Raw genomic sequence first — 23,591 nt, 5'->3', positions numbered from 1 at the left:
ATTTTGTTGGCAACAACTCAGAGGCGCTTTATCAGAGCGCTCCTGTGCACGTCGGCGCTCACCCTGGTGACACCAGTATTGGCACAGGAAGCAGAAGAAACCGTTCTTGAAGAAATCGTGGTGTCACAGCCAACAGGTGCCGGGGCCGTTGAAGGCATTCTTGGTGGTGGAGATGACGCAGCTCAGGGCAAGACTGTTCTCACACGAGAGCAAATCAAAACAAGTGGGGATGGCTCCGGCGACGTTAACTCCGTGCTGCGCATGCTTCCCAATGTGCAGTGGGTTGATGACACCTCGGAAGATTCAGGGGAAAGCGCGAGTACACTGCAGGACCTTCGGCCTGAGCAGTTTTCCATTTCAGGAGCTGGCGTTGATCAGAACAATTTCGTGTTGGACGGGGTCGGCATCAACAGTATGGGCGGGCATTCTGAAGCCAACAATCGCTTGATTGACGATTCACACGCGCCTCTGCCTGATCAGCTGTACTCCCTGCACTCTCAAACGGTTTATGTGCCTCAGTCGCTGGTTGAATCGATTACCGTTGAAGACAGCAACATCTCTGCACGGTATGGCGACTTTCAAGGGGGTGTTGTCTCTTTGGAAACACTCGCTCCATCAGATACATGGACCGGGTTTCTAGAGACGGAGGGCTCCGGCAGTCCTTTGACCAACTACAAGCTGGCAACGGAGGACGGTGAAAACCCTCGCGATATAGATCCGATTGATTTTCGCAAGTACAACGGCGCTCTGGCGATTTCAGGCCCCATTCTGGAAGGCTTCAACTTCCTGTCCTCTGTCTCCGTACGCAGCGCGCAGACGACAAGAGATCGCCAGCCCGAATACGTTGACGAGATCGCCGAAACACAAACGTTCTCCACCAGTGTTCTGAACAAGCTGGAACTTGAACGGGACTTCGGCACCATCAATGTCTCCAGCATGATCAATTTCTATGATCAGGAGTTTGAGTCCCACAACACCTACTACAACGGCGTGGTTCTGAAGGGCGACAGCACGACCAACTCTCTCAGCTTTACAAAGGAGTTGGATGACATTGGGGCCTTCTCAGAAACCACATTCAATACAAAGCTGTTCTTCAACACTTCGCGCAAAGGGCGGGACGAGGAAGAAAGCACTTATTACGACGCGCGCTATCGCTACAAAGGTGTTGTGCTGGATGAACTGTCTGACGTGTGTCAGGACGTGCCAAGTGAGACCACCGTCAAGTGCGGTTACGGCGGCGGCGGGGATCTTTATCAGGATGAGTATGGCGGCGGAGGGTCTTTTGATGTCTCAACGCGCATTCTGAACCAAAGTTTGCACTTCGGTGGTGGCTTTTCTCGCACAATCTTGCGGCGAGAGCGCCCGGAGACCGTAACAACTTATACCAGTCAACGCACCGGCAGCTTTACCTGTTCCGATCCAAACGACCCCTTCTGCTACGACGACAAGGGGTATCTGTCATACAAGCAGGTCAGAGATCCCTATGACGTCACAGTGGGTCTCACCAAACTTGATTTTTGGAGCGAGCTGGACCTCACCTTTGGGGACTTCGAGGTCCGGCCGGGTGTGCGTTTTGACTATGAAGACTATCTGGAAAACCTGACTGTTGCGCCGCGTTTGCGCGCCAGTTGGTTCGCCACTGATAATCTGACCATCACAACTGGTTTTAACCGCTACTACGACAATGCGATGTTGAGCTATGCGCTAAACGCCAAAATACCGGACACTAGGGGTTACAGGCGTACAATCGAGGGCGGTGTCGTCAGCAATGAAGACGGTGGTGACGGCTGGCAGCATTTCAAAAACTTCGCCAATACCAATTACGACCAATTTGGTCTGAGTACGCCCTACAACGACGAATTTGCTTTTGGCTTCACCTATGATGATCTGCCATGGCTCGGCGGTAAACTTCGGGCAAACTATGTCCAACGCTGGGGGGCAGACCAGATCGTCAAAAGTCAGGATTCGTCCAAGGAACATACCTATCCCACCAACGATGGCAAAAGCCGGTACCGCAGTGTCTCTGTTGAATACGCCCGTGGATGGAATGATTTGAGCTGGGGACCATTGGAAAGCCTGGGCTTGAGCGCTACGGCAACTTGGTCAGACTCGCACAAGACTGGCGGGGGGTACTACGACGAAATCGAGTACGACGATTACATCTACTACAAGGGGAGCTCATACACCCGTCCCGGCTTTGATGAGGTCACCGGTAACATGGATATACCAGTCCGCGGATCAGTGCGGTTGCAAGGCGGGTTCTTTGAAAACCGGCTCAGCCTTTGGACAGCTGCAGCATGGCAACTGGGCTACGAGGGCGTAAAAGACAGCAATGAGAACATCGAGCTGGAGATCGATGGGGAAACCATCAGGCATGACGTCTATGTAGACCATGACTACGATCCAACCGTGTTCGTCAATGCAGGCGCAGCGTTTACGCTCTCGGAAAACAAATGGGGCAAGACTGTTGTCACGGCGCGTATTGATAATCTTCTCGATGACACGGGCAATGCGACCGCGGACGATAAGTATCCCTACAAGACAGGGCGGCAGTTCTGGTTTGGCCTGAAAGCCTCGTTCTGAGCTCGGAGTGGTTCATTTCGTTTCAATGCAAAAAAGGCCCGCAAAAAGCAGGCCTTTTCTTGTTTTTCTTTAGAACTGAGGGAGGTTACCCTCCGTATCCTAGGATTACCCGTGGCAGGAACAGGCTGATTTCCGGGACGAATGTGACGAGCATGAGGATTGAAATCACGGCCACGTAGAACGGGAGCATCGGCTTGATGATGTCCTTGATGGCGACCTTGCCCACGGAGCATGAGATGAACAGGGCGCTGCCCACCGGCGGCGTGATGATGCCGATACACAGGTTGTAGGTCATCATGATGCCGAAGTGGACCGGGTCCATGCCGAGCTCGGTTGCCACCGGCAGGAAGATTGGCGTGAAGATCAAGAGTGCTGGGGTCATGTCCATGAAGGTGCCGATGACCAGCAGGCACAGGTTGATGACCAGCATGATGATCAGCGGGTTCTGGGAGACATTGGCCAGCGCATCGGCGATGGCGTAAGGAATGTCGGAGAACGCCATGGCCCAGGACATGCCGATGGAACAGCCGATCAGCAGCAGCACGATGGAAGAGGTGATGGCCGATTCCAGGATCACGCTTGGCAGATCGGTGATTTTCACTTCCCGGTAGATGAACACCGCAAGTACGAGCGAGTAGACCACGGCCACCGCGGAGGCTTCCGTTGCGGTGAAGATGCCGCCGATGATGCCGCCCATGATGATGACAATGAGCATCAGGGGCAAGATGGCGTCGAGGGTCTTGTAGAGCACTTCCTTCATGGGCGGCATGGGGATGATGGGATAGCCGCGTTTGGCGGCAATGATGCCGGCCACGACCATCACGCCAAGCCCCATGAGAATGCCGGGAATGTAGCCCGCCACAAACAGGGTGGCCACAGAGGTGCCGCCTGAGATCAGGGAGTAGACGATCAAGGTGGAGGATGGCGGAATGAGCATGCCGGTTGGGCAAGAAGCGGCGTTGACGGCTGCGGAATAAGCCGGGTCGTAGCCTTCCTTTTTCTGCAGCGGGGACATGATGCCGCCGACCGCAGCAGCCGATGCCACGGCCGAACCGGAGATGGCGCCAAACAGCATGTTGGCCAGCACGTTACAGTGGGCCAGTGCGCCCGGCAGGCGGCCGCCCAGAACCTTGGCAAGCTCGATCATGCGGGCTGCGATGCCGCCCCGGTTCATGACGTTGCCAGCCAGAATGAAGAACGGAATGGCCAGAAGGGTGAAGCTGTCCAGACCGGTGGCCATGCGCTGTGCCACCACGAACACGGCTTGGTCGAAGGACATGAGAACGGTGATGCAGGTGACGGTTGCCAAGCCGATGGCAAAGGAAATCGGCACGCCGAAGGTCACCAGCACGGCGAATACGCCAAACAGGATAAGTGCGCTTTGCAGTTCCATGGGGATCTCTCTAACTCTCTGCTATTCAGCGGCGTCTTCGACGGGTTGATCGTTTGGCCCGGTGCCGGTGCCGTTGATCAGACCGATTGCGAATTCCACGCAGTAAAACAGGATCACGGCTCCGGAGAACGGAATGGCTGCGTAGATGTAGCCCATGGGGATGCGCAGGGCCGGAGACAGCTGGCCGGTGGCGAGGGTCTTTGTGACCAGATTGGAGCCGCCATACAGCATGATGGTGATGGCGAACACGGCAATGGCCAGGGTGATGAACAGGTCGGACAGCAGCTTGGTGCGCCCGACAAGAGAGCCGGTCAAAAGGTCAATGGCAAGGTGGCGGCGCTGGCCAAGCGTATACGCCGCACCAATCAAACCAATCCACATGAACATGAACCGCGCCATCTCATCGGTCACCGTGCTGGGCTGACCAAGGATAAAGCGCGACACAACCTGCCACACAACACAAACAACAAGCACAGCAAAAACGAAAACCGTAACTGTGCTGAGTAAACTATTTACGAAACGGGTCAGCGCCTTCATTTCTCTTCCCTGATGATGGACTTGCGCCGGGTCGCCGGACGCTCATCATTTACGTTGGGCGACCAATTAAGCGATCAGGCGATGTCAGGCCTAATCTTGAGGGCCAATCCGATGATTACGGAAGAGTAAGCATTAACCCATAGTCCGCAAGAATCTGCCGAATTAGCTCTGTGTATTCTTATTCGCTCATTTTTCGATATTGGTCAACCAATATAATAAAATGGTTTGACAATGAGGGCCGTTTATAGAAATGTATGAGGGTCGGCGCGTCAGATTCTGGATGTGTTGGCAAACCAAAAAGTGAAATGATCACTGCACGCTCAGTCCCATCGTGAGCTTTGATAAAGTAGGGCCTCAGCTTACCCGCTTTCCTCCGGGCGGGTGGGCTGAGGGCCGAAAACCTCAGCAAGAGGTCAACCATATTCTCTGAATGGTTGATTTGGGTGGGCGAACAGATGTGACGCCACCAATTCGGGCGGCACTGGTTGATCAAAGAGTGTTTCGAAGCGGTTTTCTTGAAAAGGGTGAGCCGCCAAACTGAGGTAGTAAGAAGACGATGCTAGAGCGCATGGAAGGTGCCGACAACGCGTTGGCCTGTCTGCACGACGAAGACTATGATGTTCCGTTCAACAAGCAGAACCTCAATTATGAAGGTCTGATCTTCGTCGGTGGTCGCGAAGGTGAATCGCTGAATGGCGATTGGAACTTCTGCGTCGATCTTCTCGACACCGGGCTTCGCCAGAAGTGGTTCTCCCTCAAGCCAGAGCCTGCTGAAGAGAAAATTGAGCCATATGATTATGATCCCTATGTAGGTGAGACGGTTCCCGTCCCATCCTGCTGGTCCATGCTCAAGGAAAAGTGGTATTTCTTTGAAGGTAGTGCTTGGTACACCCGCTCCATCGACTTTGCCGAGTTGCCAACCGATGAACGCCTTTTCTTGCGCGTCGGGGCGGCTCAATACGATTGTAAAGTCTTCCTGAATGGTGAGTTTTTGGGAAACCACTATGGTGGTTCGACCCCGTTTAATGTGGAACTGACTGATCGCGTAAAGCAGGGCCAGAACTGGCTGATGCTCGTGGTGAACAACACCCGTACGCTGGATCGCGTTCCTATGCGCAACACCGATTGGTTCAACTACGGTGGCATCTACCGCGATGTGGACCTCTATCGGGTTCCGAAAGCCTTCATCAAGGACCTGTTCGTTCGCATGCTGCCGGACGATGCCTACTCCAACATTGCTATTGATGTAGCTGTAGATGGTGTGGCGTCTGGTTCTGTTGCTGTTTCCATTGAGGAGCTGGGTATTTCCGCCGAGATCGCAGTGGATGCAGACGGTAAGGGTAGCCTTGTTGTTGAGGCCAAGCCTGAGCTTTGGTCTCCAGAAACGCCTCGTCTTTATGATGTAGTTGCCACCTTCTGCGGTGACCGTGTGACCGATCGTGTGGGTTTCCGTCAGATCAAACAGATTGGCGAGGAGCTTTTCCTCAACGGTAAATCCGTGTTCTTGCGGGGCATCTCAGTTCATGAGGATGACGAGTTCAAGGGTAAGGTTGTGACCGATGAGGATCTGCGGCAGCGGTTCGAGCATGCCAAGGAGCTGAACTGTAACTTCCTGCGGCTTGCACACTATCCGCATGATGAGCGTGCAGCCAAGTTGGCTGATGAGCTGGGCTTCATGCTGTGGGAAGAAATTCCGGTTTATTGGGCGATCGATTTCAAGAACCCTGCAACCTTCAAGGATGCGGATAACCAGTTGCGCGAGCTCATCAAGCGGGACCGTAACCGTGCTTCGGTTATCATCTGGTCGGTGGGAAATGAAAATCCGGATACGGATGAGCGTCTTGCCTTCATGAAGGGGCTGGTCGATACAGCCAACTCCATGGATGGTACCCGTCTTACTTCTGCGGCTTGTCTGGTCAACCACACCAAGAACCGCATTGAAGACCGCCTCGCGCAGTACATCAATGTGATCGGCATCAACGAGTATTACGGTTGGTACGAAGAGAACTTCGATGACCTGATTGAGTTCCTCGACAACTCGGACCCAGGAAAGCCTGTCGTTATCTCTGAAACCGGCGCAGATGGCTACATTGGTGAAGGCAAGCTGGAGAAAGGGTTCTTCAGTGAGGCCTACATGGCGGAAGTCTACCGCAAGCAGATTGCGACTTTGAAAGAGCGTGAATTTGTAAAGGGGATTTCTCCTTGGATCCTCTACGACTTCCGCGTGGAGCGCCGTCAGAACATGTATCAGCGTGGCTGGAACCGTAAGGGTCTTATCGCTTCTGACAAGAAGACCAAGAAAGAAGCATTCAAGCTGCTTTCAGACTTCTACGCCACATTGAAAGACGAGCGTTGATAGGACACCGAAGATGACACTGGACGTCAACAAGCGTCGATATCAGGATGTTGCTGCTTCTTTGCGCGAAGAGCTTGCGCAGGGCAAGTATGCCATTGGTGATCGGCTTCGTACCGAACGGCAGATCTCAGAGGAACTCGGAGTGAGCCGCTCGCTGGTACGTGATGCAATGATCATGCTTGAAGTTGAAGGGCTTGTTGATGTCCGGAAGGGTTCCGGCATTTATGTCACTCGTTTGCCAGGCGGTGAGGGTGATGCGGACAAGGCGGACGATATCGGACCTTTCGAGTTGTTGCAGGCACGTCAGCTGTTGGAAAGCAACATCGCTGGTTTTGCAGCAGCCATGGTGACCAAAGCGGATATCATCCGGATGCGAGAGCTTCTTGATCAGGAACGCGCTGAGTTGGAAGCAGGTGGAGATGCCTACCACGCAGATGAGTTGTTTCATCGCCAAATTGCTATTGCCAGTCAGAACTCCGTTCTTGTGGCGTCCGTCGATAACCTTTGGGGCATGCGAAACCGGTCTCGCATGTGGGAGAGACTTCATGACCGGGTGTTTGACAGTGGCTATCGGCAGAAATGGTTGGAGGATCACCAGTCTATTCTGACAGCCCTGCAATGTCGTGATCCGCAGATGGCACGTCAGGCCATGTGGCAGCATCTGGAAAATGTTCGCCTGACCCTGCTGGAACTCTCGGATGTCGATGATCCTGCATTTGATGCGTACCTGTTTGATGCTGACCCTCTGGCGGCAGTGCGCGAAGCTTAAACCAGGGCAAGATGCCCTCTGAACCAAAAAGAGAAAGCACATGGAACAGACATGGCGCTGGTATGGTCCAAATGATCCTGTAACCCTTGCTGACATTCGTCAGGCAGGTGCAACAGGTATCGTGTCGGCCTTGCATCACATTCCTAATGGGATTGTTTGGCCAGTTGAAGAAATCCAGAAGCGCAAAGATGAAATTGAAGCTGCTGGTCTGGTTTGGTCTGTGGTCGAAAGCATCCCGGTCCATGAAGATATCAAGACGCGCACAGGCGATTTTCAAAAGCACATTGACGCCTACAAGCAGTCGATCCGCAACCTTGTGACCTGCGGCATTACAAAGATTTGCTACAACTTCATGCCGGTTCTGGACTGGACGCGTACAGATCTGACCTTTGAGTTGCCAACGGGTGCGACGTGCCTGCGTTTTGATGCGGATGTGTTTGCAGCTTTTGATCTTTACATCCTTGAACGCAAGGGTGCTGAAGATGAGTACACTGCTGATGAAGTCGCACGCGCAAAGGCTGCCTTTGACGCCATGGATGAGGCCGCCAGAGACAAGCTGGTAAAGACAATCATCGCTGGGCTTCCAGGTTCCGAAGAGAGCTATACCGTTGAACAGCTGCGTCAGCATCTAAGCGCTTATGATGGTATTGATGCGGACAAGCTGCGCGAGCATCTGGCATTGTTCCTGAAAGAAGTCGTGCCGGTTTGCATCGAAGAGGGCGCGGTCATGGCGATCCACCCTGACGATCCTCCTCGTCCGCTTCTGGGTCTGCCGCGCGTTTGCTCGACCGAGAGTGACTATGAGTATATTTCCAAGGCCGTAGACGATCCTGCAAACGGCTTTACGTTCTGTACAGGCTCGCTTGGTGTTCGTCCGGACAATGACCTGGTCGGCATGGCGAAGCGTTGGGGAGACCGGATTCATTTCGTTCACCTGCGCGCAACCAAGCGTGAAGAGAATCCTTCCTCTTTCCATGAGGCGGATCATCTTGACGGGGACGTAGATATGGTTGGCGTAATCGGTGCTTTGGTTGATGAAGAAGAGCGCCGCAAGGCTGAAGGGTGGGCTGATCTTATTCCGTTCCGCCCGGATCACGGCCATGCGATGCTGACCGACCTGAAGATGAAGTCCGCTCCGGGTTACCCGGCTGTTGGCCGTCTTCGCGGCTTGGCTGAGCTGCGCGGTGTTGAGCGCGCTGTTCGCACGCTTCGCCAAAGCTAATCGTCCTAGAGTGCAAAAAGAGGCCGGCTCGAGCAGCCGGCCTTTCGCAGTTTCTTAGGAGGAAAGCCTTTTTCAGGCGTGAACTGCTGCCAGTGTGCTAGGGGCAACAGTATTTACAGCATTCCCGTTCACCATTCCGGGTTTGCCGCGATAGTCCTGCAGGTTGCGCAGGTTTGAACGCGCACGGCTGCGCGGACGATAGTCTACGTTGATGCCAAGCTCGTTGATCATCGCTACAAGCTGACTGCGCGAATAAAAGCCCAGTGCGCTCAGAAGTGCGGACACATGGTGCTTGACGGTTGCTTCGGAGATGCCAAGCTCATGAGCAATCTGCTTGTTCAGCTTGCCTTGCTTCAGATAGTTCAAAATTGTTGCCTGACGCTTTGTCAGGTTGGCGAGGCCTTCATAAAAGTCCAGCGTGAAGGTCTCTGGCTCATCGTCATTCGCTTTGTCCAAAGAAACGTCTTGAGCGCCGCGCAGGAGAATGTCCTGAAGCGCTGTGAATTCTGCTGACTTTGACACGGCCGCTTGTGCGCCGCGGGTCATGAAGTAAGCGCCCAGACCCGCATTGTCCTGATCGATGAGGACAACAAGCCGGGAGATGTCGCAGGTCTCGCGCAGCGTGACAGTGGTGCTCAGCCCTGGGGCGTTGTCCATCTTGGGATTTACAAGAACGATGGCACCCGGATTTGCTGCAGCTTGAGAGGCGAGCTCATTGAAGCATGTTGTGGTGAAGATTGAAACGCCCGGATGAGCCGATGCATAGATGCCTGCCAACGCTGCGGCATACGCAGGATGAGGGTCGCCGATTACCACGGTGGTGCCAGTACTCTTCAACCCGGCGGTGCTCATAACGGTCTGGTTATCCCTATACATAGTTTCTCCTCCCAAAGAACGCTGTTTAAGTGATTAAACCTAGCTCTTGAAAAAAATACATACATATGGTTTTTTTACAAGACACTTTGAGGGGAAAAATGAATAAGCACGGAATCATGGTGGCAGACGAGGGGCAGAAGTCGCATCAGGCGCAGAAAAGCGACCGTATGAAGCGCGATATTGTGCTGGCGGCAATCAAATGTTTGCATGAAAAGGGCTATCATAGTGCATCCATTAAGAAAATCGCCGAGGCCAGTTCGTTCTCGCAGGGCGCACTGCAGCATCATTTCAAAACAAAAGAAGACCTGATGGTCTTCGTTGCGGAACGGGTTCTCGACAAATCTCTCCGACTGACGCTGGAGTGGATAAGTGAAAACACGGGGCGTCCGCTCAAGATTTCAGAATTGATGCGGGATTGGTGGGCGAATCAAATGCACTCGCCTGAGTTCATCGCGATGCTCGAGATCCTGGTTGCCGCTAGGACAGAGGAGAGTTTGAGGAGCAAGATTGCGCCCTCAATCGACGTTTACGCCGAGCGAACAGAAGAGGTAATTTCGGACTATCTAAAGGTTTGCAACACCAGCATCGTGTCGATTGATCTCATTCTTACCGCCTCAAGAAGCATGATGTCGGGCTTCGTAATGCTGGACGCCATGTTCCGGACTGATGAGGAAATCCAGCTCTATATCAACAAGTGGGCAACCATGCTGGACCTGATTGCTGATAATCCGGCAGATAAGCTGCCAAACTAAACTACATGACCGTGCTCAGGCGCTGCGTTGCTCTTTGATGCAGCGTCTTGCTTCGGCGTTAATTGCCTTTAGTTCAGATAGAGTCTGCTCGATCATGGCTTTGCGGTTCTCAAGATCCGCGATGGTCTCGGCTGTGCGTTCGATCAGGTATTTGAGCTGCTCCTGCTGGCCGCTACCAGAGTGACCGTAGAGGTCAAGGTAGTGAGAAATTTCGCCGAGAGAGTAGCCGATAGATCTTGCCCGCAAAATCAAGGCCAAGCGGGCGCGGTCGCGTTTGGTGAAAATGCGGTGACCGTTTACGCGTCGAGGGGACAGAAGGCCTTTGTTTTCATAGAAGCGGATAGCGCGAGTGGACACATTGAATTCCAAGGCTAGCTCGGAAATTCCAAATAGTTCTTGATCGGTCTCTGCTGCAACCTTCAAGTAGTCTGTGTTGGTACTCGCGCTATCTGCCATTTTTAGATGATTTCGCCAAGCTTCATGGCAACGCTCATGTCGCCATCAACCTTAACTTTACCCTGCATGAATGCGGCGGTTGGGTTGAGATCGCCGTCGATGATTGCCTGCAGGTCTTCGAGAGCTACAGCGATTGTGCAATCGGCGTCTTTGTCGCTTGTAGAAACCTCTGTGCCGTCGATGACGAGAATGCCGTCGTCGCCACAGTCGAACTTGATTGAGCTGTCAAAGCCACTGGAAGCGACCTTGTCTTTGATGCCAGCAGCAATTGCTTCAACACTCATCGATTTTCCTCCGTTGCGGTGGGATGTTTACCCATATTCGAGTGGTTGATTGTTGACGTATAGTGGAAGCTAGTGCTGCTTACGTGATCAGTAAAGATGCCTTTTTCTGATCCTCATAAATTTCCAACTAAAGAACCAATATTAGGCAGGTTAACCTGAGGGGCCGAGCGCTACGTGGTGTGGGATTGACCTGCCGTTGAACGTGGGTATAAGCGCAGCATGGCTGATCCAAATCCCTCATTCATTTACAATCCGCCCACAGAGCCGTTTTTGGATGTGTTGCATCAGGACAATGACATCCTTGTCTTGAACAAGCCCAGTGGTTTGCTAAGCGTGCCTGGCAAGGCGGATCATCTTAAGGACTGTCTGGAGCGGCGCGCTCAGGGCAAATTTGGCGACGCCCGGATCGTTCATCGTCTGGATATGGATACGTCCGGAGTGATTGTGATGGCGATGAACTCGCAGGCGCATCGGCATCTTGGGCTGCAGTTTGAGCGTCGCAAGACCAGGAAAACCTATATTGCACGCATCTGGGGCCAGCCTGAAAAGAATGAGGGGCTTGTTGACTTGCCTTTGCGGTGCGACTGGCCCAACAGACCTCGCCAGATGGTGGATCACCAGTTGGGGCGATCCGCACAAACCAAATGGGAAGTGTTGGCGCGTGAAGAAGCCTGTGCGCTCGTACGTCTTAGCCCGATAACGGGACGCTCACATCAGCTTAGAGTGCATATGCTCAGTTTGGGGCATCCCATACTTGGAGATCGCTTTTATGCGGGAGCGGAGGCGCTGGCTGCATCTAACCGGCTTTGTTTGCACGCCCACAAGCTTGGGCTACATCATCCGGCAAATGGTGAGTTTCTCTGGTTTGAGGCTCCCGTACCTTTTTAAGCTACAGCCAGAGCGAGAATCACCTCTGCGAGAGAGGTAGTTGTCATGAAATTGTATACATCTATGGACTAGGTTACTTAGAGAAAATTTAAAGTTCCTGCGTAATTGAACGTAGAAAGTGCGCAAAAACGCGTATTTTTTAATGTTTCAATATGTTACCAATTTGTGTCAATTCATCATCCCATGTCCGGGTTTGAGCGATTATTTACAAATCTACCAAAAAATTTCAGATCAACTCCTCATATATCTCAAATGTTTGATCTAGATCATCCTGACTCCTGCCATTTTGTTACACTAATGTCCTAGTCACTACGGGGTTAACGCCGGGCTTGGCGTTCGATTACAGGATTATGTGACAAGCATGTTCTGTAATCGGCCCTGTGACCAATCACTGGGCTATTGGAGGATCAACATGCCGGTCAGTAATCGCGAAGAACTCGACGCCCTCGTCGCGCGCGTAAAAAAAGCACAGAAAATCTACTCTGAGTACACTCAGGAACAGGTAGATGGGATCTTCCGTGCGGCCGCTCTTGCAGCAGCTGACAATCGTATTCCACTCTCACGCATGGCTGCTGAAGAAAGCGGCATGGGTGTGATGGAAGACAAGGTTATCAAGAACCAGTTCGCTTCCGAGTACATCTACAACAAGTACAAGGACGAAAAGACCTGCGGCATTCTTGAAGAAGACGAAACCTTTGGCACAATCACCATTGCTGAGCCAACCGGTCTGATCTGCGGTATCGTTCCAACCACGAACCCAACCTCCACCGCGATCTTCAAGGCGCTGATCAGCTTGAAGACCCGCAACGGCATTATCTTCAGCCCACACCCACGTGCAAAGAACGCCACCAACGAAGCAGCTCGCATCGTGCTTGAAGCAGCTATCAAAGCTGGCGCTCCGAAGGACATCATCGGCTGGATCGATACTCCTTCTGTTGAGCTGTCCAACGCACTCATGACCCACGACGATATCAACCTGATCCTTGCAACTGGTGGCCCAGGCATGGTGAAGGCTGCTTACTCCTCCGGTAAGCCTGCTATCGGTGTTGGTGCTGGTAACACCCCTGTGGTTGTTGATGAGTTCGCCGACATCAAGCGCATGGTCGCCTCTGTACTGATGTCAAAGACCTTCGACAACGGCGTGATCTGTGCTTCTGAGCAGTCGGTCATCGTTGTTGATGCGATCTACGAGCAGGTTAAAGAGCGCTTCTCCTCCCACAAGGGCTACATTCTGAAGGGCAAGGAAGTTAAGGCCGTTAAGGACGTTCTGATGAAGAACGGTTCCCTGAACGCCGCTATTGTTGGCCAGCCAGCTCCTAAGATCGCTGAGATGGCAGGCGTGAAGGTTCCTGCGGACACCAAAATCCTTATCTGTGAAGTGTCAGACACTTCCGATGCAGAGCCATTTGCACACGAGAAGCTGTCTCCAACATTGGCGATGTACCGCGCCAAGGACTACGACGAAGCCTTCACCAAGGCTGAGGCGCTGGTCGCACTGGGTGGTATTGGTCATACTTCCGTTTATTACACCGACCAGGACCGTTGCAGCGATCGCGTCAAGGAATTCGGTAACCGCATGAAAACGGCCCGTATCCTGATCAACTCTCCTGCTTCTCACGGCGGTATTGGTGACCTCTACAACTTCTCTCTTGCTCCGTCACTGACGCTGGGCTGCGGCTCTTGGGGTGGTAACTCCATCTCCGAAAACGTTGGTCCGAAGCACTTGATCAACAAAAAGACCGTTGCAAAGAGAGCTGAAAACATGCTGTGGCACAAACTTCCAGAATCCATCTACTTCCGCCGCGGCTCCTTGCCAATCGCGCTGGAAGATCTGAAGGGTGCCAAGCGTGCGCTGATCGTAACCGATGGCTTCCTCTTCAAGAGCGGTTACACCGATGAAACCGTAAAGACCTTGAAGAAGCTGGGTATGGAAACTGACGTGTTCTATGACGTCGAAGCCGACCCAACACTGTCTATCGTGCGCAAGGGTGCTGAACTTTGTCACTCCTTCAAGCCAGACGTGATCGTCGCAATTGGCGGTGGTTCACCAATGGATGCCGCGAAGATCATGTGGGTCATGTACGAACACCCAGATGTTGACTTCGCCGATCTTGCTCTGCGCTTCATGGATATCCGCAAGCGTATTTACAAGTTCCCGAAGATGGGCGTTAAGGCCAAGATGGTCGCGATCCCAACCACTTCTGGTACCGGTTCTGAAGTTACTCCGTTCGCGGTTGTCACCGATGACGAAACTGGCATCAAGTACCCAATCGCCGACTACGAACTGACGCCAAACATGGCTATCGTTGATGCGAATCTGGTCATGAACATGCCAAAGTCCCTGACCGCGTTTGGTGGTATCGATGCGATCACCCACGCAACCGAGGCATACGTCTCTGTTCTGGCTAACGAGTACTCCGACGGCCAGGCTCTTCAGGCTCTGAAGCTGCTCAAGGAGAACTTGGTAGAATCCTACGAAAAGGGTGCGGAGTCTCCAATCGCACGCGAAAAGGTACACAACGGCGCAACAATCGCTGGTGTTGCTTTCGCTAACTCCTTCTTGGGCGTCTGTCACTCCATCGCGCACAAGATCGGCTCTGCTTTCCACGTTCCTCACGGTCTGGCAAACGCAATGCTGATCTCCAACGTGATCCGCTACAACGCGAACGACAACCCAGTTAAGCAGACTGCATTCTCACAGTATGCACGCCCAACTGCGAAGTGCCGTTACGCTGAAATTGCTGATCACCTGAAGCTGACCGCTGCTGGTGACTCCAACGACCAGAAGGTTGAAAAGCTGATCGCGTGGATTGAAAGCGTCAAGAAGGCTCTGGACATTCCAGCAGGCCTGAAGGACCTCGGCATCACGGAAGATCAGTTCAACGCCAAGTTCGACGAAGTTGCTGTTGAAGCATTCGATGACCAGTGCACCGGTGCAAACCCGCGCTTCCCACTGATCTCCGAAATCAAGCAGCTTCTGCTCGATGCCTACTACGGTCGCACCTTTGTTGAAGGCCGCACCGACGATGTAACCGATCTTGCCACTGAAAAGGCAAAGAAGGAAAAGGCTGCAACTGCAGCTGAATAATCAAAAGTACCAAACATAGTGAGAAGGCCCGGAAGCAATCGCTTCCGGGCCTTTTTCTTTGCGCTATTGGCAGCGTAACAAGTGAGAGGTCATAGGTTTCTTCTGTTGTTGTGTTCTGACGCCATGGATCCATTTAAGTGTCTCCAACACCTGTTTTCCTCCCGGATATGCAGGAATGCTTGGATTTGTTGACGGAATAGGGTGATCCTTGCGATGTTTTGACGCGTAGCGAGAACAACAAAAACAGAGGGAATGCAATCATGCCCAGCTACAGATCTGCTCTGATAGGTGCTCTTTTTGCCGGTGCTTTAAGTGCTGAGGCGCTCGCGGCCCCATCAAACATCAACTTCACAGTCGAGCGCGACGGCAAGCCTATTGGAACGTACACAACGCGGTTTTCTGGTTCCGAGGCTAATCTGAACGTGAGTGTCGACATGCGCTTGCGCGCCCGCTTCCTTGGTATCCCTGTTTATCGTTTCAACTACAGTGCAAACGAACGCTGGAGTAACGGCACCTTGCAAGCGTTGGAAGTCGACCTGAACAACAATGGTGAAAAAAAGGACCTGGCTGGCAAGCGACAGGGCAACAAGTTCGTGTGGACTGCCAATGGGGAGAACCGGAGTGTGTCTGGTAACATATTCCCATCCAACCACTGGAACCCCGGCGTGCTCCAGCAGCGGCGTGTACTCAATACTTTGACCGGTAAGATCAGTAACGTCAGCATTCGCAACCGTGGCACGGAGCAGCTTCAGTGCGAAAATCGAACCATCAATGCAACTCGTTATCAGTACACTGGGCAAATCGATACCGAGGCGTGGTACGATAGCCGAGGGCGCTGGGTCGGGCTTAGATTCAAGGCGCAAGACGGTTCTACTATCTTCTTCAGGTGTAAGGGATAGGAATGGCTGAACGGGTTCTACCTTGGCAATCAGCCTGGGTGCTGGGAGCGAGCTCCGGCATTGGTGCGGCAGTTGCACAGCAATTGGGCCGTGCTGGTGTCAAAGTCGCGGTCAGCGCGCGGAGTGTAGCAGCTCTTGATCAGTTGGCGGAGGAAGTTCAAGGGCTCGTTTCTGTACCGGTAGATGTCACCGATGAAGATAGTGTCCGAGCTTCCTTCGACAAAGTGTGCCGCGAAGTTGGTGTGCCTGAGCTGATAATCTATTGCGCGGCGGTCTATACCCCCGGTGGATTGAGCGTTCTCACAGCCGGTGAGGCCATGCGACATATGGACGTGAACTACGGTGGCGCTGTTCGCACGCTGCAAGCCGTGCTTCCCGCGATGACGGAGCGCGGCAGCGGTGCAATCGGCATCGTCTCATCCTTGACCGGGTACGCAGGCCTACCGAATGCGTCGGTCTATGGTCCGACAAAAGCTGCTCTGATCAGCCTGTGTGAAACGTTGAAACCCGAACTTGATGCGGTTGGCATCCAGCTGTCCGTCATCAACCCCGGTTTCGTTCGAACTCCGCTAACTGACAAGAACGAGTTTGAGATGCCGTTTATCATAGAGCCTGATGAGGCCGGTTCGTACATCATCAAAGGCATGCGCAAAGGCACGTTTGACGTTGCATTCCCATGGCAAATGGCGCTGATCCTGCGTGTGCTAAGGCACCTTCCATATTCACTTTACTTCCGCATGATGAGGAGACTACTGCGCTAATGGCACGCACTGAGGAACTACAAAGTGCAGAGGAAACGGCTCTCGCATACGCAAAATTCTTCGAAACGGTCTCGCCAGAAAACATAGATGCGGTTCACGGGATGATCTCCGACGACGTTCATTTCATTGACCCGTTCAATGATGTTCGTGGCCGGGACATGGTCGAAAAGATCCTGCATCGGATGTTCCATGATGTCCAACAACCGAAGTTTCAGATCCTCGATCTAGCATGGTCCAATGGGCTTTGTTTCATGCGTTGGGATTTCACGTGCCACCAGAAGCGTCTGGGTGATTGGGGTGTGCGCGGCATGACCGAGCTACACTTTGATGCGCAGGGGCGTATCTCTGCCCACTATGATTATTGGGATGCGAGCACCCACTTTTATACCCGCATCCCGGTAATCGGCAGCATGATACGTTGGGTCAAGAAACGCGCATCCATCAGTTAGGCGCGTTCTCTGACTTCCAGCCGACGCTGTATGGACCGGTGCGCTTTCGTCGTGATCGGGAACCTCCACATCAGCCACAATACTCCCATTTTCAATGATACAGGCAACAATGCGTAGATCACAGCCAGTGCTGTCAACGCTTCTGGGGTGTTATCAGCGCCCGGCGTAAAGCCCAGAGCGCCAACAAGAGGTAGGCAAAAGCCCGCTGCCAGTGCCAGCGAAAGTTTCGCGACCAGCGTCCACGACGAATAGAGGATGCCCCGACGTTTGCGCTTTGTTTGTAGCTCGTCCCAATCTGTCACGTCGGCGAACAGGGAGGCGGGCAAAGCAAGGTCAGCTCCAAGGCACACCCCAGTAATCACGCAGATAATTCCGAACTCCAGCACTGCACCTTCTGGCAGAAATGGCACAGTGGTGAAGGTCACGGACACAATAATGATTGAGCACAGCCATAGCCTTGCTTTGTCAAAGTGCTTGCTTAGCACCAGCCAGATCGGCAGCCCTGCGATCGCGCAAAAGAAATAGAGAAAAATCAGCAGGTTTTTTTGCTGCTCCGTGGTCTTGAGCGCATCTGACAGGAAAAACGGAAACAAAACCGTCCCTGTTCCGTTCGCCAGGCCATTAAAGAACCACGCAGACAAAATGACCACGAACGGGGTGTTGCCTTTCAAACTGGCGAAGAAACCACGCCATTGCGCCTCCGTCTGATGGACAGGAGCGGGCGGAACATGTTCGTCCTCTTGGACCACTGCAAGCAGCATGGTTATTGTTATAGCGCCGGTCACAATTGTGATGATGGCTATGGCAAAGAACTGATCCTCGGTTACAACACCCGCAGCCTTGAGAACGACTGGTAACGCGCTGGCAAGAACAATGCCTGCCAGAGTTGCCGCTTCGCGAGCTGAGGCAAAGCGGGTTCGTTCATATGCATCCCGGGCAAGCTCCGCGCCCAGTGCATTGTAGGGGATGGAGAAAAACGTCCACCCCACATATAGCGCACATAGGAACAAGGCGAGTTGGAAGAGTGTGGTATCCGCAGACGGAAGCGATAAAACGATAAGCGCTGGTGCAGCAAAAAGACCGCCGAGCAACATCCATGGTTTTCTACGGCCCCAGCGTGTGGGGACTGTGTCCATCAGCCAGCCCACAGCAGGGTCTGTTGCCATGTCCAGCAAACGGGCAATGAGAAGGGCGAGGCCAATGCTCGCCAAACTCAATGTTGTTGCGGTCGCATAGTATTGCGGAAGAAGGACAAGCACCGGGAGGGTTGGCAGCGCGGTGGCCAACCCCGGCAATGCATAGAGGGTAAGATCTCGCCTAGAACGCACGGACCACCTTGTAGAAGCCGACATCAATCGACTTCGCCTTGAAACCGGCCTCGCAGTAGGCAAGGTAGTATTGCCACATCCGTTTGAAGCGCTCATCGAAATCCATTGAGGAAATACGCGGCCAAGCCGCCATAAAGCTTTCGTTCCATTTGGCGAGGGTACGGGCATAGTCGTGCCCAAAATACTCCTCATGGACCAATTTCAGGCCACATCGGCTGATGATGTTCTTCAGGATCGATGGGCTGGGAAGCATGCCTCCTGGGAAAATGTACTTCTGGATGAAGTCAACGCTCTTGCTGTACTGCTCGTAGCGGGCATCTTCGATTACGATCGCCTGAATGACCGCCGAACCTTTTTCGCTGAGACGATCGCGGATGATGGAAAAGTAGTGGTCCCAGTTGTCTTTTCCGACTGCCTCAATCATCTCGATCGAAACGATGTGGTCATAGCTTCCTTCGGTGTCTCGGTAGTCCCGAAGCTCGAATTTCGCATTGTCGGAAAACCCCTTAGACAGGCTTCGCTGTCGGGCGTAATTCAGCTGCTCATTTGAAAGCGTGATACCGTGAACGTGAGCTCCACGCTGCGCTGCAGTTTCGGCAAAGCCACCCCAACCGCAACCAATCTCAAGAATGCGATGCCCCGTCGTTGCACCTGCCAGATCCAGAACCCGGTCGTTTTTTTGTCTCTGGGCAACTTCAAGGGGCATCTGTCCATCGTAGTTGTAGGCAGAGGAGTAGGTCATGCTCGGATCCAGCCATTGTTCATAAAAGGCATTTCCGAGGTCATAGTGGAACGCGATGTTTCGCTTGCTGCCGCGCTTTGTGTTGGAGTTCATCCAGTGCATGATGCGGTTGAGCCATCGCGTAGTGGTTCCCTTGAGGTGGATGCCACGGAAGCTCTTGGTGTTGATCAGGAAGAGCTCAAATAGGTGTGTCAGGTCAGAGCAGCTCCAATCTCCTTCCATATAGCATTCAGCCAACGCAAGGTGCCCACCAAGGGCTAGGCGGCGGAAGGTACGCTCGTTGTGAATGCGGACCTCAACACTGGGAGCATTGGTGCTCTTCACACCAAACTCGGCGCGGTTTCCTTCAGGAAAAACGAGTGTGAGGTGGCCTTGCTCCAGGTGCCGAAGCACTGCAACGATCATCCGACGCCAGAGGTTCATTGTTGGGAGGCGGCCGTGAGAATTCTTTGTTTCAGCGGAGGTTACGACGACACGGTTCTCATCAATGCTCATTGGACTTCCTTGCCGTATGTTACTGTTTCTGATGACATTTTAGTTACAAGATGAGCCGGCGGTTTGGGCCTTGGCTGAAGTTTTGCTCCCTTTGTCCACATCTTGAGAGCCTCCCAATGAATGCCAGCCAGTATTTTGAAGCCACCCTGGAAATATCGTAGGGCGAACCATAGCAGTGTGCCTGAAGTCAGCTTTTGTCTCTGACCTCTGAAGGCAGCTGTCAGCATGGGACCGTTTCTGTCGGTCTGACGGATTACCACGGAAACGCTTTCATCTGGTTTGCGCACCTTGAAGTGATAGGTGCACTCCATATGAATGAAGGGTGATACATAGAAGTTCTTGTCGCAGGAGTGGTCGTAGGCCACCTGATCCTGCTCCACCTCGGTGAGGTAGTGATGCCACTCTCCGAAGGTGTTCCGGACTTGATACAAAATGGCCCGCAACTTTCCATCGACGTCGTGACAATAGAAGATCGATAGCGGATTGAAGGCATGGCCAAGGAAGCGCGGATAGGCTAGCAGATCAATCCGGCCGGCCTGGAAATGAAGGCCGTTTTCGATCAGGAGTTTCTCAACGAAGCCACGTATCGACGTCTCACCAGCCTCCATGTGATCGCGCTCGCAGAAGCTGAAAATGTTCCACCTGTTGACCGAAAAAAGACGGCTTACCTGATTTAGCTCCTCCAGGCGGTCTACATCTGTAAGCAGAGAGAACACTTTGTAATTCAGGCTATGGTTCGTGTCTTGGTGGCGGGTATGCACGACATCACCCAGATAGAACGCTGCTGGCTCTGTTGTCGGCGCAGCTGCTGCCGCTGTGAAAGCTGCCATCGATCTTACTCCGCCGCCTGCCGATCCGTTGCAGATACCCCTGCTTGCAACAGTGGGATGCGGCCAGACTCGTTTTCAACATTCCACGGACGGCGTACGTTCCCCAACGCCTCAGCCACAGCCAATCCTGACTGCAACCCGTCTTCGTGGAACCCATGTCCAAAATAAGCTCCGCAGAACCATGTGCGGTTGTGGCCCTGCAGTTCCCAAAGGCTAGATTGAGCTTTGAGCGCGTTGCTGTCAAACACGGGGTGGCTGTAGACCATGCTGCGCAAGATAGTGCCTTCAGCGGGCTGGTGAGTAGGGTTCAGCGTAACGAAAAGGTCCTTGCTCACGTTTAGGTTCTGCAACCGATTCATCCAGTAGGTAACGCAGAGGCTGGTCTCGCCTTCCTCCTCTGTCTTGAGGTAGTTCCAGCTTGCCCAAGCTTTGCGTGTTTTCGGCATCAGGCTCTTATCAGTGTGCAGCAGCGCAATATTCTTCTGGTAGTGGATCGAGCCCAGCAGCGCGCGTTCTTGGTCACTGGCGCCAAGGCTTCCGCTTTCGAGGATGCGAAGGGCCTGGTCTGAATGCGCCGCTATGACAACATGATCATAGCGCTGACTGTCCCCGTTGCGGTCAACGATCTCAACGAAACCGGGCAATCTGTTCAGCTGAGTGATTGCCGTATTCAGTTCGATGGAACCTGAAATCTCTTCGGCAATCTTTGAGACGTAATTTTTCGAGCCTCCGGCTACCGTTCGCCACTTCGGGCGATCGCGGAACTGGATCAATCCATGGTTTTGACAAAAACCGATGAAGCTTTGAAACGGGAACGCCATCATCCGTTCCGCTGGCATGGACCATATGGCCGCCCCCATTGGAATGAGGTGATCATGGATAAACCCTTCGGAGTAGCGCTGCTCATTCAAATAAGATCGAAGGGTGTAGTCCGGTGGCAGCCTTTCTGCATCCGCTGCTGCGTTGTCATAGAAGCGCTTGATGTCTTTCAACATGCTCCAGAAACGGAGACTGAAGAGGTTTTTCCGTTGCGCAAACAGTCCATTAAAACCGCAGCCGGAATACTCATAGGCGCCTTGCTGTGCGGAAATAGCGAAGGACATGTCAGAAGCGTCGGTTGCTACCCCCATGTGGTCAAAGAAGGCTGTTAGGTTGGGGTAGGTCCGTTCATTGTACACGATGAACCCAGTATCGACGTCCACTCTCTCGCCATCGACCGACACACTTTGCGTATTGGAGTGCCCGCCCAAACGGTCATCCTTCTCGTAAAGAGTGACGTGATGGGCTTTGGAGAGTAGCCACGCTGCTGATAGACCCGAAATACCAGACCCGATAACCGCAATCTTCATTAAGACTTGTTCCCTGATTTCAATCTGTTATTCGTATGTGGGTTAACGCGTATTGGATCACATGGACGCTTCAGTCTTGTTTAGTGATCCAGTGGGCTCTGTCACACGTAAGTAGAAAGTGTCGAGCATCATAGGATGAGTCTGTGCCCTATCAACAACGGGAAATTGTTGCGTCACCCAGCGGGGGGACTTCTGTGCCGCCCAACAGGTTAAGCCAATTGCTCGCAACGATGAGTGCGACGCAAGATCGGGGTTCGTTTCGCGAGCTGTATGACTATTTCGCCCCACGGTTGAAGCAGTTTTACATGCGTTCCGGAACTGATGAAGCGATGGCTGAGGAAATGGTTCAAGAGACGTTTGTGCTTGTTTGGCGCAAATCTCACCTCTACGATCCATCCCGGTCCGCTGCATCTACCTGGATCTTCACGATCGCTAGGAATCATCGCATTGACCGTCTTCGCAGGGAGAAGCGCTTCGTTCAAAAAGAAGAACACTTCTTTGAAGCCGAACTCGTAGATGACGGTACCCAAGATAGGGACGTTGATCAGCCGAAGATGTCTCTGATCATAAATGAAGCGTTGGCTGAGTTGCCGCCCAATCAAGCGGAACTGGTAAGGCTCTCATTTTATGAAGAAGTAACACATGCGGAAATAGCAAGCCGACTGCAGCTCCCCCTGGGGACAGTTAAATCAAGACTGAGACTGGCATTTGGGCGGCTAAGGAAGAAACTGGCAGAGTTTGAAACATGATCAATCACCACATCAGTGATGAAATGCTCATGAGTTATGCGGCTGGTGCCTTGTCAGAAGGGGCGAGTCTCTTCGTGGCCAGCCACATCCACATGTGCAAGCGGTGTGCCCAGCGTGTATTCACGGCTGAGGCCGTTGGTGGAGCCTTGATTGACGAGCTGGATGGCGTGCCAATGTCTTCCGGTTCTTTCGATGATCTGATGCTCCGCATCGAAAATGAGCCCAGCAGCGATGCGGCGATGGAAAGGATTGCGTCAACACCTGACCTTTCCCATATGCCGGAGCCATTGCAGTTGCTGCTTGGCAAGGATTACAGCGAGCTTTCTTGGAAATCAGTGGCTCCTGGAATCAAACAGTTCATATTGCCCGTCGGCGGCAATCGGGGCGAAAAGACCCGCCTGCTGAAGCTTTCGCCGGGGTTCGTAACACCCACCCACAGTCACCGCGGCTATGAGCTCACGATGGTGATGCAAGGCTCTTACAGTGATGAGAGCGGGCGTTACAAGGTCGGGGATGTTCAGGAAGCGGATGGTGAGATCGATCACCAGCCCATTGCAGATACTGACGAAGACTGCATTTGCTTGATTTACACGGACGCGCCATTGGAGTTCAAGGGCGTAATCAATCGCATTTTGCAGCCATTCATCGGCATTTGATGAGCGTATATTTTCAGTGGGCCCGGAGTAACATCCGGGCCCATTTTTGTTGGCGTGGCCTGCGCGGGTGACCTGCCCCCGATAAAAACCGCAGACTGCCAGAATGGCGAAGTCTCTTGCAGAAATCGC

21 protein-coding genes are annotated in these 23,591 nt (G+C 53.1%); 12 read left to right on the top strand and 9 right to left on the bottom strand.

From position 1 onward, the window contains the following. The first annotated feature begins 66 nt into the window (after positions 1-66). Positions 67-2,583, top strand: a complete 2,517-nt coding sequence (locus Q3Y58_RS06735; RefSeq protein WP_319621608.1) for a TonB-dependent receptor plug domain-containing protein — start codon at positions 67-69, stop codon at positions 2,581-2,583. Between the two features lie 85 nt (positions 2,584-2,668). On the opposite strand, the gene Q3Y58_RS06730 is transcribed toward Q3Y58_RS06735, so the two are convergent. Together Q3Y58_RS06730 and Q3Y58_RS06725 are read right to left on the bottom strand one after the other, a co-directional pair. Then, a complete protein-coding gene (locus Q3Y58_RS06730; RefSeq protein ID WP_274218938.1) occupies positions 2,669-3,976 on the bottom strand; it encodes a TRAP transporter large permease in 1,308 nt (435 codons plus the stop codon). A 21-nt stretch (positions 3,977-3,997) separates the two neighbouring features. Next, a complete protein-coding gene (locus Q3Y58_RS06725) occupies positions 3,998-4,513 on the bottom strand; it encodes a TRAP transporter small permease (RefSeq protein ID WP_274219184.1) in 516 nt (171 codons plus the stop codon). 556 nt (positions 4,514-5,069) lie between these two features. Between Q3Y58_RS06725 and Q3Y58_RS06720 the strand changes: the two genes are divergently transcribed. Genes Q3Y58_RS06720 through uxuA form a run of 3 tightly spaced genes read left to right on the top strand, consistent with a single transcriptional unit; the run spans position 5,070 to position 8,860 of the window. Next, a complete protein-coding gene (locus Q3Y58_RS06720) occupies positions 5,070-6,869 on the top strand; it encodes a glycoside hydrolase family 2 protein (RefSeq protein ID WP_319621607.1) in 1,800 nt (599 codons plus the stop codon). Positions 6,870-6,882: 13 nt separating this feature from the next. Then, positions 6,883-7,638, top strand: coding sequence for an FCD domain-containing protein (locus Q3Y58_RS06715; RefSeq protein WP_274219186.1), 756 nt, complete (start codon positions 6,883-6,885; stop codon positions 7,636-7,638). Positions 7,639-7,678: 40 nt separating this feature from the next. Continuing rightward, on the top strand, positions 7,679-8,860 hold the full coding sequence (uxuA, locus tag Q3Y58_RS06710; protein ID WP_274219187.1) for a mannonate dehydratase: 1,182 nt from the start codon (positions 7,679-7,681) through the stop codon (positions 8,858-8,860). A 72-nt stretch (positions 8,861-8,932) separates the two neighbouring features. Here the strand turns inward: uxuA and Q3Y58_RS06705 are convergent, their stop codons facing one another. After that, complete coding sequence (locus Q3Y58_RS06705; RefSeq protein ID WP_319621605.1) at positions 8,933-9,736, bottom strand: response regulator transcription factor; 804 nt, start codon at positions 9,734-9,736, stop codon at positions 8,933-8,935. 98 nt (positions 9,737-9,834) lie between these two features. On the opposite strand from Q3Y58_RS06705, the gene Q3Y58_RS06700 reads away from it, so the two are divergent. Further along, positions 9,835-10,488 (top strand): TetR/AcrR family transcriptional regulator, encoded by a 654-nt coding sequence (locus Q3Y58_RS06700; protein ID WP_319621604.1) that lies wholly within the window; start codon positions 9,835-9,837, stop codon positions 10,486-10,488. Positions 10,489-10,503: 15 nt separating this feature from the next. On the opposite strand, the gene Q3Y58_RS06695 is transcribed toward Q3Y58_RS06700, so the two are convergent. Both Q3Y58_RS06695 and Q3Y58_RS06690 read right to left on the bottom strand, forming a co-directional pair. Further along, positions 10,504-10,944 (bottom strand): MerR family transcriptional regulator, encoded by a 441-nt coding sequence (locus Q3Y58_RS06695; protein WP_274219190.1) that lies wholly within the window; start codon positions 10,942-10,944, stop codon positions 10,504-10,506. 2 nt (positions 10,945-10,946) lie between these two features. Continuing rightward, complete coding sequence (locus Q3Y58_RS06690) at positions 10,947-11,228, bottom strand: SCP2 sterol-binding domain-containing protein (protein ID WP_319621603.1); 282 nt, start codon at positions 11,226-11,228, stop codon at positions 10,947-10,949. A 219-nt stretch (positions 11,229-11,447) separates the two neighbouring features. On the opposite strand from Q3Y58_RS06690, the gene Q3Y58_RS06685 reads away from it, so the two are divergent. The 5 genes from Q3Y58_RS06685 to Q3Y58_RS06665 all read left to right on the top strand — a co-directional run bounded on the left by Q3Y58_RS06685 (position 11,448) and on the right by Q3Y58_RS06665 (position 17,313). Continuing rightward, positions 11,448-12,116, top strand: coding sequence for an RluA family pseudouridine synthase (locus Q3Y58_RS06685; RefSeq protein WP_319621602.1), 669 nt, complete (start codon positions 11,448-11,450; stop codon positions 12,114-12,116). A gap of 412 nt (positions 12,117-12,528) precedes the next feature. Beyond that, positions 12,529-15,204, top strand: a complete 2,676-nt coding sequence (adhE, locus tag Q3Y58_RS06680) for a bifunctional acetaldehyde-CoA/alcohol dehydrogenase (protein WP_319621601.1) — start codon at positions 12,529-12,531, stop codon at positions 15,202-15,204. 260 nt (positions 15,205-15,464) lie between these two features. Then, positions 15,465-16,103, top strand: coding sequence for a DUF6134 family protein (locus Q3Y58_RS06675; RefSeq protein ID WP_274219194.1), 639 nt, complete (start codon positions 15,465-15,467; stop codon positions 16,101-16,103). Positions 16,104-16,105: 2 nt separating this feature from the next. Further along, positions 16,106-16,864, top strand: a complete 759-nt coding sequence (locus Q3Y58_RS06670; protein ID WP_319621599.1) for an SDR family NAD(P)-dependent oxidoreductase — start codon at positions 16,106-16,108, stop codon at positions 16,862-16,864. Further along, positions 16,864-17,313 (top strand): nuclear transport factor 2 family protein, encoded by a 450-nt coding sequence (locus Q3Y58_RS06665; protein ID WP_274219196.1) that lies wholly within the window; start codon positions 16,864-16,866, stop codon positions 17,311-17,313. The genes Q3Y58_RS06670 and Q3Y58_RS06665 overlap by 1 nt, the downstream gene beginning before the upstream one ends. On the opposite strand, the gene Q3Y58_RS06660 is transcribed toward Q3Y58_RS06665, so the two are convergent. The 4 genes from Q3Y58_RS06660 to Q3Y58_RS06645 are packed head-to-tail and all read right to left on the bottom strand — an operon-like array spanning position 17,310 to position 22,057. Next, on the bottom strand, positions 17,310-18,641 hold the full coding sequence (locus Q3Y58_RS06660; RefSeq protein WP_319621597.1) for an MFS transporter: 1,332 nt from the start codon (positions 18,639-18,641) through the stop codon (positions 17,310-17,312). The genes Q3Y58_RS06665 and Q3Y58_RS06660 overlap by 4 nt on opposite strands. Continuing rightward, positions 18,631-19,878 carry a cyclopropane-fatty-acyl-phospholipid synthase family protein gene (locus Q3Y58_RS06655; RefSeq protein ID WP_319621596.1) on the bottom strand — a complete coding sequence of 416 codons (1,248 nt, stop codon included), beginning with the start codon at positions 19,876-19,878 and terminating at the stop codon, positions 18,631-18,633. Before Q3Y58_RS06655 ends, Q3Y58_RS06660 begins: the two co-directional genes overlap by 11 nt. Beyond that, on the bottom strand, positions 19,875-20,708 hold the full coding sequence (locus Q3Y58_RS06650; RefSeq protein WP_319621595.1) for a DUF1365 domain-containing protein: 834 nt from the start codon (positions 20,706-20,708) through the stop codon (positions 19,875-19,877). The genes Q3Y58_RS06655 and Q3Y58_RS06650 overlap by 4 nt, the downstream gene beginning before the upstream one ends. A 5-nt stretch (positions 20,709-20,713) precedes the next feature. Beyond that, positions 20,714-22,057, bottom strand: coding sequence for an NAD(P)/FAD-dependent oxidoreductase (locus Q3Y58_RS06645; protein WP_319621593.1), 1,344 nt, complete (start codon positions 22,055-22,057; stop codon positions 20,714-20,716). Between the two features lie 143 nt (positions 22,058-22,200). On the opposite strand from Q3Y58_RS06645, the gene Q3Y58_RS06640 reads away from it, so the two are divergent. After that, a complete protein-coding gene (locus Q3Y58_RS06640) occupies positions 22,201-22,806 on the top strand; it encodes a sigma-70 family RNA polymerase sigma factor (protein ID WP_319621592.1) in 606 nt (201 codons plus the stop codon). Next, complete coding sequence (locus Q3Y58_RS06635; RefSeq protein WP_319621591.1) at positions 22,803-23,462, top strand: ChrR family anti-sigma-E factor; 660 nt, start codon at positions 22,803-22,805, stop codon at positions 23,460-23,462. The genes Q3Y58_RS06640 and Q3Y58_RS06635 overlap by 4 nt, the downstream gene beginning before the upstream one ends. Positions 23,463-23,591 lie beyond the last annotated feature (129 nt).

The organism is Nesiotobacter zosterae, from assembly GCF_033843645.1.
Classification (GTDB): domain Bacteria; phylum Pseudomonadota; class Alphaproteobacteria; order Rhizobiales; family Stappiaceae; genus Pseudovibrio; species Pseudovibrio zosterae.
Note: the sequence above shows the minus strand (reverse complement) of the source record. Positions and strands in the feature narration are given on the sequence as shown.